Genomic DNA, 12,594 nt, shown 5'->3' with positions numbered 1-12,594 from the left:
ACAGGTAAGACAGAACATGAAAAATTGATGGGGAAGTTAAGGATGGAGTTTGAAAAATATTTTTTTAACACCAAATGAAATCGATTTCATTAGAAAGTGGAATTTATGATGAATTTTCGAGCTTTTCTCCATCTTCAAGTATTAAAAAGTACAGGGATTGAAAGTATTTGTCTCATCGCTAAATAGTAGCTGAAACAAAGGAAAGAGCTAGGAAGTAAGAGGATAGAACCTCATTTATCACATGTAATGAAATCGATTTCATTTAAAAAAGAGAAAAAAGGGTAGAAAAATCAATCTGATGGTGATTAATTTCAGAAGATAAGGTAGGAAGGTATATGAAAACGATAAGGTTAACAACTAGTCAAGCTTTAGTAAAATTTCTAAATCAGCAATATGTAGAGTTTGATGGAAAAAAAGAGCGTTTCATCAAAGGAGTATTCACCATTTTTGGACATGGAAATGTGGTGGGGATCGGGCAAGCGCTGCAGGAAAACCCAGGGGAGCTTGAAGTGTATCAAGGCAGAAACGAGCAGGGAATGGCTCATGCTGCAGTAGCTTTTGCAAAACAAAAACATCGAAAGCAAATCATGGCCTGCTCTTCTTCCGTTGGTCCAGGCTCAGCGAATATGGTTACATCGGCTGCGACGGCTACTGCAAACAATATTCCGGTGCTGCTTTTGCCAAGCGATGTGTTTGCAACTCGCCAGCCGGATCCGGTTCTTCAACAAATTGAACAAACGCATGATTTATCTCTTTCTACAAATGATGCCTTCCGGTCCGTCAGCAAGTACTGGGATCGAGTCAGCCGTCCAGAACAGCTGATGTCGGCTATGATCAATGCGATGCGTGTATTAACAGATCCGGCAGATACAGGAGCCGTTACAATCGCGCTGCCGCAGGATGTACAAGGGGAAGCGTGGGATTTTCCAGAAAGTTTCTTCCGTGAGCGTACCCACCTAATTGAACGCCGCGAGCCTTCGCAAGAAAGTATTAGAAATGCGGTGGAGCTGATTAAATCAAAGAAAAAGCCTCTTCTTATTTTAGGAGGCGGCGTTCGTTATTCAGAGGCTGCGGATACATTTGCTGCATTTGCTGAAAAGTTTCATATTCCGTTTAGCGAAACGCAAGCTGGAAAAAGCGGTCTTGAAAGCAATCACCCTTTAAATCTAGGAGGAGTTGGCGTAACGGGTAACAGCGCTGCTAATAAAATAGCACAATCCGCGGATTTAATTATTGGTGTTGGGACACGTTTCACAGATTTTACGACTTCTTCAAAGCTGTTTTACGCTGAGACGGATGTGTTAACCATTAATATTTCTGAATTTCACGCGTCAAAACTGGAGGCTACCAAAATTGTCGCGGATGCCAAAGTGGGTCTTGAAGCTCTTTCGTCTGCGTTAGAAGGCTACAAATCAGGCTATGAAACTGAAATTGAAGAAGCTAAATCAGAGTGGAATGAAGAGCTGACTCGTCTAAAAAACATTGCATACACAGGCGAAGAATTTGTTCCGGAAATCAAAGGGCATTTTGATCAAAGCCTGTCGGAATATAAAGATAGCCTGAGCACAGAACTTGTCCAAACGACTGTGCTTGGTAAAGTAAACGAACTAATTGCACCTGATTCTATTATTACATGTGCAGCGGGAAGCCTCCCGGGTGACCTTCAGCGCATGTGGATCTCAAATGAACGTAATACGTATCACCTTGAATACGGATATTCATGTATGGGCTATGAAATTGCTTCTGCCTTGGGCGCTAAGATGGCTGAGCCGGATAAAGAAGTTTATGCGATGGTAGGAGACGGAAGCTACTTAATGCTTCATAGTGAGCTGGTAACGAGCATTCAAGAAGGAATTAAAATAAATATTGTTCTTTTTGATAATTCAGGCTTTGGCTGCATCAACAACTTGCAAATGGATAATGGAATTGAAAGCTTCGGCACAGAATTCCGCGTTCGTAATCCACGGACGGGGCAGCTTGATGGAGATATTATGCGCATCAACTTTGCTCAATCTGGAGCTGCGTACGGAGCAAAAACATATGAAGTGTATACGATGGAAGAGCTTGAATGTGCCATTGAAGATTCAAAAAAGCAAAGTGTTAGTACACTGATTGACATTAAAGTTCTTCCAAAAACAATGACGGACGGCTACGATTCTTGGTGGCATGTAGGAGTAGCAGCCGTATCTGAAAGCTCAGACGTTCAAACGGCGTTTGAAGGCAAAGAAAGCCAGTTGCAAAAAGCAAGAAAATATTAAGCTCTTAAAAAACTAGAAGCTTTAGCAAAGAGTGTCCCTAGCATAAACACGTTAAAAAATAAGAAATAGAAAGGTGTGGAAAGCAATGGCTGATTTAATCGTACCAACAAAAACAGCTGACAGTGATGGAAACGTGCTAAGCATCACCCCACAATCTGCAGGATGGGAGTACATTGGCTTTGACGTTTACTCATTAAAAAAAGGTCAAAAACTTAAAAAGAACACGGAAAATCAAGAGATTTGTATTGTGATTTTAACCGGTAAGTCCAACGTTTCTACAAAAGAAGAGAAATGGGAAAATATCGGACAGCGAATGGATATCTTTGAAAAAATCCCTCCGTACTCCGTATATGTATCGAATGATGATCACTATGAAGTAGAAGCTGTAACCGACTTGGAAATTGCGGTGTGCGCAGCACCTGGAAAAGGTACATACCCTGCTCGTTTAATTACGCCGCAGGATGTGGGCGTAGAGCATCGCGGAGCAGGAAATATCGCGAGACAAGTCCATAACATTCTTCCAGAACAAAAGCCGGCTGATAGTTTGCTAGTAGTCGAAGTGTTTACGCCGGAAGGAAACTGGTCAAGCTATCCTCCTCATAAGCATGATCAAGATAACTTGCCGCATGAATCGTATTTAGAGGAGACGTACTATCATAAAGTTAACCCAGGACATGGATTTGCGATTCAACGGGTATATACGGACGATCAATCTCTAGATGAAACAATGATCATTAAAGATGGAGATGCAGTCTTGGTTCCTAAAGGGTATCACCCGGTATCTGCTCCTCCGGGTTATGAAGTTTATTATTTAAACGTCATGGCTGGTCCTGTTCGAACATGGAAATTTAATAATAGCAAAGATCATGAATGGATTATGGAAGAAAAATTAGCATTAAAGTAAGGAGAAGACGTGACTATGAGTTATTTAACATTCGATTCGCAAAAGCGATTTGACCTTCTTGCAGTAGGAAGGCTTTGCATCGACTTAAATGCAAATGAATTTAATCGCCCGATGGAAGACACGATGACGTTTACAAAATACGTAGGAGGATCTCCTGCTAATATCGCCATTGGTCTTTCTAGACTTGGAATGAAGACAGGCTTTATTGGAAAAGTGTCAGATGACCAAATGGGCCGCTTCAGCACCAGATATTTAAATCAACATAACATCAACACAGAAGGCATTGTAGTTGATCAAACAGGAGCCGTAACGGGACTGGCCTTTACTGAAATTAAAAGTCCTGAAGAATGCAGCATCCTTATGTACCGTGATAACGTGGCAGATTTAAAGCTTGATCCGACGGAAGTTTCTGAAGAGTACATCAAGCAATCAAAAGCGCTGCTCATCTCTGGAACGGCTCTTGCTAAAAGTCCTTCAAGAGAAGCAGTGTTTCTTGCTCTTGAATATGCGAGAAAACATAGCGTGGTTGTATTCTTTGACGTTGACTACCGCCCATACACGTGGGAGTCAGAAGCTGAAACGGCAGTCTATTATAATTTAGCAGCAGAGAAATCAGACGTGATTATCGGTACGCGAGAAGAATTCGATATGATGGAAAAGCTTTTAAATTATGAAGAATCAAATGATCAAGTTACAGCTGAACGATGGTTTTCTTATCATGCTAAGATTGTCGTCATCAAGCACGGGGGAGAAGGGTCGATTGCTTATACGAAAGACGGCCAGTCTCATCGAGGCGGCATCTTTAAAACAAAAGTGCTCAAAACATTTGGAGCTGGCGACTCCTACGCATCTGCTTTTATTTACGGGTTAATGCAAGGGTTTACAATTCCTGAAGCTATGAGGTTTGGCGGTGCTTCTGCTTCCATCGTTATTTCAAAACACAGCTCTTCCGATGCAATGCCAACTGTAGAAGAAATTAAGCAGTTTATGGAAACAGCTGAAGAAGTTCTGCAACAAGCGTAATCAAAAATTGAGAGGAGAATGAACATGACACAAACAACAGTAAAAACAGTAAAAAACTATATTGGCGGCGAATGGGTGGATTCATCTACAAGTCTTACAGAACCAGTTTATAACCCTGCAACGGGTGAAGTTATTGCAGAGGTGCCTCTTTCAACAAAAGCAGATGTAGATCAAGCGGTGCAAGCTGCGAATGAAGCCTTCAAAGGATGGTCAAAAACTGCGGTGCCAAAACGTGCGCGTATCTTATTTAAATATCAGCAGCTATTAGTAGATAACTGGGACGAATTAGCAAAACTTGTGACGCTTGAAAACGGAAAAAGCTTTAATGAAGCGCGCGGAGAAGTACAGCGCGGAATTGAATGCGTAGAATTTGCAGCAGGTGCTCCTACGTTAATGATGGGAAAACAGCTTCCTGACATTGCAACTGGCATTGAGTCTGGCATGTATCGTTATCCAATCGGCGTTATTGGCGGGATCACGCCGTTCAACTTCCCAATGATGGTTCCTTGCTGGATGTTCCCTCTTGCGATTGCTTGCGGTAATACATTTGTATTAAAGCCGTCTGAGCGCACGCCGCTTTTAGCAGCAAGATTAGTAGAATTATTTGAAGAAGCTGGATTGCCAAAAGGCGTATTAAACATTGTAAACGGCGCGCATGATGTGGTAAATGGCCTTCTTGAACATAAATTAGTGAAAGCTATTTCGTTTGTAGGTTCGCAGCCAGTAGCTGAATATGTGTATAAAAAAGGTACAGAAAACTTAAAGCGTGTTCAAGCATTAGCGGGTGCTAAAAACCACTCAATCGTATTAAACGATGCTGACTTAAACGTAGCAACAAAACAAATTATCGGAGCTGCTTTCGGATCAGCAGGTGAACGCTGCATGGCAGCATCTGTCGTAACGGTGCAAGAAGACGTGGCAGATGAATTAATTTCACGACTTGTTCAAGAGTCAAACAACATCGTAATTGGAAACGGATTAGAAAAAGATGTTTTCTTAGGACCGGTTATTCGTGAAAACCATAAAGAACGTACGCTTAGCTATATTGAATCTGGCGTAGAAGAAGGAGCTCGCTTAGTTCGTGACGGCCGCGAAGATCATGCAGTAAAAGAGAACGGCTATTTTGTTGGACCAACTATTTTTGATAACGTTACACAAGAAATGAAAATCTGGCAAGATGAAATCTTTGCACCGGTGCTTTCTATCGTGCGTGTAAAAACGTTAGAAGAAGCAATTGACGTTGCCAATAACTCTCGATTCGCAAACGGAGCTTGTATCTATACAGACAGCGGCGCAAGCGTACGCGAGTTCCGTGAAAATATTGAGTCGGGCATGCTAGGAGTGAATGTAGGGGTGCCGGCACCTATGGCGTTCTTCCCATTCTCAGGCTGGAAAGACTCTTTCTACGGCGATCTTCATGCCAACGGTACGGACGGCGTAGAGTTCTATACAAGAAAGAAAATGGTTACGGCACGCTACTAAGAATTTACTTATCGTACTATGGGATACTAGCGACATTTGCTGGTACCCTGTAGTACAATCTAATAAAAAATAAAAGTCGGTTTTTTCGCAGTAACAAAATGGAAGTGATTAGTTGAGTGCTATAAGTACCGTCAAAGATAAGTATCTTTTTGCAGCTGTTTCGTTTATCTTTTGGTTCTCGCAGTTTATTTACGTACCTATTTTGTCTCCTTATATGGAAGAGCTAGGAGGCAAGTATGCCTTTATTGGTTTAGTGTTAAGCAGCTATGGACTCATGCAGCTGTTATGTCGCCTTCCGCTCGGGATCTTTTCAGACTTTGTGAAAATGAGAAAACCGTTTGTTATCTTCGGCATGGTAGCCAGCATGTCCAGCTGCCTGCTATTTTCGTTGACCGATAGCTTAATAGGCGTGTTTATATCACGGTGTTTAGCTGGATTGGCAGCGGCAACGTGGGTTGCCTTTACGATTTTATATTCATGCTACTTTGAACGTGAAAAAACTACTCGTGCTATGAATATCATCTCATTTATAGTGGTTTTGGCTCAGCTTTTGGGTATGAGTTTAAGCGGTTACATCGTGAGTAAGTGGGGATGGCACGCTCCGTTTTGGATAGGGACGATCTTGAGTGTAATAGGCGCCGTTCTTTCTCTTTTCATTCACGAGCCTAAACAGAACATAAAGAGATCACCTATAAAGCTTAAGGAATTAATGGGCGTAATAAAAGAGCCTTCGCTATTAAAAATTTCGCTGCTGTCTATTTTAGCACACAGCATTATTTTCACGACTATGTTTGGTTTTACTCCTGCGTACGCATTAAGCGCAGGATTTAGAGAGAGAGAGCTGAGTTTGATTGTCTTTTCCTTTATGATCCCTCATGCAGCTGCTCCTCTTATTATGGAAAAGCTATTTGTTTGGCGCTTTGGAAAATGGAGCATCTTGAAGGCCGCATTTTTTCTGGCCGCATTCTTTACCTGTATGATTCCTATGACGGAAAATAAACTTTTGCTTTGTATCATTCAAAGTGTGAACGGTTTTTCATTAGGATTAGTGTTTCCTCTTATGTTAGGAATGTCTATTGAAAGAATAGCTGTAGAAAAAAGAGCTACGGCGATGGGAGTCTACCAAGCGCTGTATGCGTTAGGAATATTCGGAGGTCCTTTTGCTGCAGGAATATTAAATTCTTGGATGGGACTTAAAGCAGGCTTCTTTTTTGCAGCAGCCTTAGGGTTAACTGCTACTGTTTTTGCAGCGGCATGGGATAAGAAAGAAGCGTCATATAAAGTTTTTAAAGCAAAATAAAAAGTATGGCAGCAAGCATCTATTTCTATTTTTAAGCACTATTATTTAAGTTCACATATTAAAGGAGGCCATTGATTATGGTATTAAAAATTGGCGTTATTGGAACAGGAGCAATTGGACAAGATCATATTAGAAGAATTACCAATACATTATCAGGCGGCAAAATTGTTGCGGTTACGGATGTAAATCAAGAACAAGCAAAAGCTGTTGTAAAAAATCAAAACTTGGATGCCGTTATTTATGATGACGGACATGAGCTGATTAAGTCAGAAGATGTAGATGCAGTTGTTGTTACGTCTTGGGGACCGACGCACGAGGAGTTTGTGCTGGCAGCGATTCAAGCTGGAAAACCTGTATTTTGCGAAAAGCCGCTTGCTACAACAGCAGAGGGCTGCAAAAGAATCGTTGACGCTGAAATTACACACGGCAAGCCATTGGTGCAAGTCGGCTATATGCGCCGCTATGATACAGGGTATCGCGCTTTAAAGAAAGTGATTGAAAGCGGGCAAATTGGTGAAGCATTAATGGTTCACTGCGCACACAGAAATCCTACGGTACCTGATACATACACGGGCGATATGTCAATTGTTGATACATTCATCCACGAAATTGACGTGTTGCGCTGGTTATTAAATGACGATTATGTATCTGTTCAAATCGTGGCACCGCGAAAAACGAGCAAGGCGCTTGAACATCTGCAAGATCCAATCATGGTACTGCTTGAAACAAAGCAAGGCGTCCGAATTGATGCTGAGGTTTTTGTAAACTGCCAGTACGGCTATGATATTCAATGTCAAGTAGTAGGAGAAACAGGAATTGCCAACTTACCTGAACCTTCAAGCGTCGTGTTACGCAGTGAAGCAAAAAAATCTACTGAAATTTTAGTAGATTGGAAAGATCGATTCATTGACTCTTATGATACAGAGCTGCAAGACTGGATTAATTCAACGCTTAAAGGCGAAGTGAATGGACCAACTGCTTGGGATGGTTATGTTGCGGCCGTTACTTCAGATGCTTGCTTAGAAGCAAAAAAATCAGGAAACATTGTTCCTATTTCGTTAGGTGAACGTCCGGATTTTTATTATAAAACGTTAACCGCAGCCGGCAAACTGTAAGCGTAAAAACGTTTTGCTTACGAAACAGCTTAATTAAAACTTAGGGGATGGACACGTCTAGTGTGCATAAAAGAAAGGGGAGTTTTACATTGCGTTTAGCATATGATCCGTCACATTACCGTGATAATACAAGTTTAAAAGATACGATTGATACAGTTGCAAGATTAGGTTATGAATACGTAGAGTTATCTCCGCGTAAAGATTTTATTTGGTTTTATGAATACCCAAAAGTTGATAAACAGCGTATAAAAGACTTAAAAAGATACTGTGCCGATGCTGGTGTGAAAATTTCTTCTGTGCTTCCGGTGCAGCAGTGGTCTTCACCAAATGAGCAGGAACGCGAAGCGGCAGTAAGGAACTGGAAGCGTACAATTGAAATTACTTCTGAGCTGGAAGTAGATTTAATGAACAGTGAATTCAGCGGCGACAAGAGCCGGCCTGTTGAAAGCGAAGCGGCTTTTGTTAAATCGATGGAAGAGCTGATGCCGATTTTTGAAAAAGAAGGAATTAAGCTTAACCTCCAATCGCATCCAAATGATTTTATTGAGTTAAATACAGAAGCTATTGCAATGATTCGTGCGCTGGATAAAGACTGGATTAAATTAGTTTATTCTGTTCCTCATGCTTTCTTTTATGACGATGGCATTGGCGATGTAGCAAAGCATATTGATGAAGCAGGTGATTTGCTTGCACACGTTCTGATTGCTGATACGCTTAACCATAAAGCAGCGTTTGGACTGCGCTATATTGTAAATCCGCCTGATGCGAAGGTAACGATTCACCAGCATTTAAATCCTGGTGAAGGAGAAATTGATTTTGACGCACTGTATCGCAAATTGAGAGAAATTAAATTTGACGGCATCGTAACAAACTCTGTATTTGCCTACCCTGATCGACCAGAATGGTCAAACGAAGTAACGTTAAAGTCAATTAGAGAAGGATTAAATATTAAAGAAGGCCTAAACATTTAACGTGATTGACTGAAGTGATGCGAAGCATAAAAAGATATGTTTTGCATCACTTTTCATGGTTTATGCTTGAAAGAAGATCAGAACTTGTGGGCATAGCTAGTTTAAAATAGTCTTAATTGTTCTATTCGGCCCCCATCATGATGATAAAGAGAGGCTTTATTATGCTAGTAATGTATAATAAAGATAGATGCAAAGCGGATAGAACTTTTTATTATAAAATGTTAATTACTACAGATAAAGGTGAGTGAACGTATGTCAGTTAAAATGAGTGATGTGGCCAAACTAGCTAATGTAGCTCCAGCTACTGTCTCGCGAGTTCTTAGTCAGCCCCACCTAGTAAGCAAAGAAACGCAGGAAAAAGTTTTAAAAGCCATTGAAGAATTAAATTATCAGCCCCATATCATCGCAAGACAGTTCAGAAAAAAAGAAACAAAAACCATTTTAGTAGTTGTTCCTGATATTACCCACCCGTTTTTTTCTGAAGTTCTTAAAGGAATTCAGCATACGGCCATTAAAAGCGGCTACCGAGTGATTTTAGGAGATACAGAAAATGACATTGAGCGAGAAGGAGAGTTTGTTGATTTATTATTCCAAAAGCAAGCGGACGGCATGATCCTTCTAACAGCCCGCATGGATAAAGACAGAATTGAACAAGTCTCCAGACAGTTCCCTACGGTTCTTGCGTGCGAGTATATAGATGGCTTAGATATCTCTACCGTATCTATTGATAATATTAGCGGCGCGCGAAAAATAACGGAGCATTTAATAAGCCTTGGGCATACGAAAATCGCGCACATCACGGGCCCTATGAATGTTATCTTAAGCCGTGACCGATTAAAAGGGTACCGCCAGGCGATGATTAGTCACGATTTACCCGTGGATTCCGCTTTTATTCAAGAAGGAGATTTTAGCTTAGAGTCCGGTTATCATCAAATGATCAGGCTATTATCGTTAGAGCAACGACCAACTTCTGTATTTGTTTTTAACGATGAAATGGCGATAGGAGCGATAAAAGCGGCAAAAGACAGCGGTTTAAAAGTGCCTGAAGATATAGCTGTAGTAGGGTTTGATAACTCAAAAATGTCGGATATCATTGAACCTCATATTACAACGATTGAACAGCCTAAATATGAAATTGGAAAAAAAGCGATGGAATTATTGCTTGGGTTAATGAGCGGAAAAGCGTTAGAACAAAAAAAGTTTGTATTAAAAGATGAACTAATCGTACGCGAGTCTTGCGGAAGTAAATCTACAGTGAAAAATTTTATCCAGCTTGAAGGCTCAGCTAAGAAAATTAACTAGTGCTGTTTAAATGCTATGCTATGATGTTTTTTGCTGAGAAGTAAACAAGAGAGACTATCGTCTTTGTCTTCTCTTGTTTACAGCAAAGCGGAATTGATAATTTGATAAAAAATAGAAGGTGACTTTAGTGAGGATTACGGGAACAGTATTTAAAAAAAGAACATATCCAAAGCATCACTATAAAAAAATGGATCACCTTTCTTTTTTAGAGGTGAAAGATAACATCTCCTTTGATGGCGATGTGCTGAAAATCATTCCTGTTCTTAGTCAAAAATCAATGGAATGCTGGAATATCGGAGATGAAATTGATGTGGAAGGTGAAATGAAGTACATTCGCATCATTACTTCATTAGGAAAACTCAGTCTTCTGCCTGTCCCTGTGTTTATCGTCAAAACAATTAAAGAAATAAAACCTTCTCCGATAACTAGTTAGTTGTCAGCCATAAAACTGCTATTCATTATCATACACCATGTGTACATTTTAATGTGAATTGAATTCTGAAATTTCTTATAAATCACATATTTATTCAAATCTATTTTTTAAAGGAATTTCCGCGTTCAACCAGAAAAATAATATATATCATTTTCTGGAGGAATACGATGAAAGAGCTAAAAAGGTTAGAACCGCTGCAAGCAGCTACACAATTCATTTTTAAACATTACCCTCATTGCCAAGGTGCATTACTCGCCGGAAGCGTAGTGAGAGGCGAAGCTACACATACGTCCGACCTTGATATTGTTATTTTTGATGAGAATTTCACCTCTTCTTTTAGGGAGTCACTCATTGAATTTGGATGGGCAATTGAAGTTTTTGCTCATAGTCTGACTTCATACCAAGCCTTTTTTAAAAGCGACTGTAAGAGGGCTAGACCGTCACTCCCAAGAATGATTTCCGAGGGAATTATTTTAGTGGATAATGGGATTGTTCAGTCTATAAAAAAAGAAGCTGCACAATTACTTGAAAAAGGTCCGGAAAAATGGCCAGAAGAGACGATTAGATTAAAAAGGTATTTTATAAGCGATGCCTTAGATGATTTAATCGGTTCTTCAAATACAGGTGAATCACTTTTTATTGCTAACACGCTCGCTTACATAACGCATGAATTTGTATTAAGAACGAACGGTCATTGGATCGGGGATTCTAAATGGATTGTACGATCTTTGAATGACTATAATAAAAGCTTTAGTAAAGAGTTTGTGGAGGCATTCGATACCTTTTATAAAACAGGGAGTAAAGATACAGTGATTCAACTAGTCGATAAAGTGTTAGCACCCCATGGAGGTCGGCTGTTTGAAGGGTTTTCCTTGGGGAAAGAATGATAAAATCAGTAGCAGAGAGCTTGTTATAACCCCACTACTATTTCTTGCTAGTAGTGGAGTTGTTTTTTAGAAATATTTACGTATGCTTAAAGAGTTTGTCCGTTATCGATCGTAAACACTTGGCCGGTCACGGACTCTTGTTTTAACTGAAACAGAATAGCATCTGCGATATCTTCGGGAGAAGAAATGCGCTGAAGAGGTAAATTTCCCGCAAGCTGATACATTTTGTCTTCGTTGCCAGACCACCACCTTGTGTCGACTGCACCAGGAGAGATGCAGTTTACTCGAATATGTGGTGCCAGTGCAATCGCTAACGATTTCGTCATCGTATGAATTGCTGCTTTTGTCGCTGCATAGGGAATAGACGAGCCGATTCCAGTTGTACCCGCAACGCTTCCTACATTAACAATCGCCCCTGACTTTTGCTTTTTCATATGTGGAACGGCTGCTTTTACACAGTGAAACATACCTTTTACGTTTACATCATATAAGGAGTCCCATACGTCATCAGTTGCAGACTCTAAGTCATTCATGGGGATTTGAGCTGTAATACTAGCGTTATTCACTAATCCATCTAACCGTTCGAATTGTGCAATGGTTTGATCAATCATATTATTAACTTCGTGCTCACTGGCTACGTTCGCTTTAAAAGCAAACGCAATGCCTCCTTTTTCAGCAATCTCCTCCACAACTTTTTTCGCTTCTGTTTCTGAGGAACTGTAGTTTATCACAAGTTTTGCCTCTCTATCTGCTAACTTTAAAGCCGTTGCTTTGCCTATACCAGTGCCGCCGCCCGTAATAATAAATACTTTATTTTTAAAATTGTTCACTTCTATAAACCTTCCTTTCTCTTAACATCTTTTATTATATCTTCGATCAGAAAAAGGATATAATAGGTAATACTAAGAGCGGTATCATT

At 40.3% G+C, this 12,594-nt stretch carries 11 protein-coding genes; 10 read left to right on the top strand and 1 reads right to left on the bottom strand.

Annotated features, from left to right (window positions below):
* The first annotated feature begins 335 nt into the window (after positions 1-335).
* The 10 genes from iolD to ACFX4N_RS11915 all read left to right on the top strand — a co-directional run bounded on the left by iolD (position 336) and on the right by ACFX4N_RS11915 (position 11,675).
* Entirely contained in the window at positions 336-2,258 is a 1,923-nt protein-coding gene (iolD, locus tag ACFX4N_RS11960; protein WP_053487549.1) for a 3D-(3,5/4)-trihydroxycyclohexane-1,2-dione acylhydrolase (decyclizing), read from the top strand.
* Between the two features lie 85 nt (positions 2,259-2,343).
* On the top strand, positions 2,344-3,162 hold the full coding sequence (gene iolB, locus ACFX4N_RS11955) for a 5-deoxy-glucuronate isomerase (protein ID WP_013058166.1): 819 nt from the start codon (positions 2,344-2,346) through the stop codon (positions 3,160-3,162).
* Positions 3,163-3,177: 15 nt separating this feature from the next.
* Positions 3,178-4,185 (top strand): 5-dehydro-2-deoxygluconokinase, encoded by a 1,008-nt coding sequence (gene iolC / locus ACFX4N_RS11950; RefSeq protein WP_377261466.1) that lies wholly within the window; start codon positions 3,178-3,180, stop codon positions 4,183-4,185.
* A 24-nt stretch (positions 4,186-4,209) separates the two neighbouring features.
* The gene (locus ACFX4N_RS11945; protein WP_013058164.1) at positions 4,210-5,667 is read left to right on the top strand and encodes a CoA-acylating methylmalonate-semialdehyde dehydrogenase; all 1,458 of its coding nucleotides are present in this window, start codon (positions 4,210-4,212) and stop codon (positions 5,665-5,667) included.
* Positions 5,668-5,779: 112 nt separating this feature from the next.
* Entirely contained in the window at positions 5,780-6,967 is a 1,188-nt protein-coding gene (locus ACFX4N_RS11940; RefSeq protein WP_013058163.1) for an MFS transporter, read from the top strand.
* Positions 6,968-7,044: 77 nt separating this feature from the next.
* On the top strand, positions 7,045-8,082 hold the full coding sequence (gene iolG / locus ACFX4N_RS11935) for a bifunctional inositol 2-dehydrogenase/D-chiro-inositol 1-dehydrogenase (RefSeq protein ID WP_013058162.1): 1,038 nt from the start codon (positions 7,045-7,047) through the stop codon (positions 8,080-8,082).
* An 89-nt stretch (positions 8,083-8,171) separates the two neighbouring features.
* Positions 8,172-9,053, top strand: a complete 882-nt coding sequence (locus ACFX4N_RS11930; RefSeq protein WP_025750868.1) for a sugar phosphate isomerase/epimerase family protein — start codon at positions 8,172-8,174, stop codon at positions 9,051-9,053.
* Positions 9,054-9,305: 252 nt separating this feature from the next.
* On the top strand, positions 9,306-10,355 hold the full coding sequence (locus ACFX4N_RS11925) for a LacI family DNA-binding transcriptional regulator (RefSeq protein WP_013058160.1): 1,050 nt from the start codon (positions 9,306-9,308) through the stop codon (positions 10,353-10,355).
* 127 nt (positions 10,356-10,482) lie between these two features.
* Positions 10,483-10,788: a hypothetical protein gene (locus tag ACFX4N_RS11920; RefSeq protein WP_098900976.1), complete on the top strand. Its 306-nt coding sequence runs from the start codon at positions 10,483-10,485 to the stop codon at positions 10,786-10,788.
* Positions 10,789-10,955: 167 nt separating this feature from the next.
* Positions 10,956-11,675: a nucleotidyltransferase domain-containing protein gene (locus ACFX4N_RS11915; RefSeq protein ID WP_098547348.1), complete on the top strand. Its 720-nt coding sequence runs from the start codon at positions 10,956-10,958 to the stop codon at positions 11,673-11,675.
* Positions 11,676-11,761: 86 nt separating this feature from the next.
* On the opposite strand, the gene ACFX4N_RS11910 is transcribed toward ACFX4N_RS11915, so the two are convergent.
* Complete coding sequence (locus ACFX4N_RS11910; protein ID WP_029323246.1) at positions 11,762-12,505, bottom strand: SDR family NAD(P)-dependent oxidoreductase; 744 nt, start codon at positions 12,503-12,505, stop codon at positions 11,762-11,764.
* Between the last annotated feature and the right edge of the window lie 89 nt (positions 12,506-12,594).

This window comes from Priestia sp. YIM B13551 (assembly GCF_042787905.1).
Taxonomy (GTDB): Bacteria; Bacillota; Bacilli; order Bacillales; family Bacillaceae_H; genus Priestia.
Note: the sequence above shows the minus strand (reverse complement) of the source record. Positions and strands in the feature narration are given on the sequence as shown.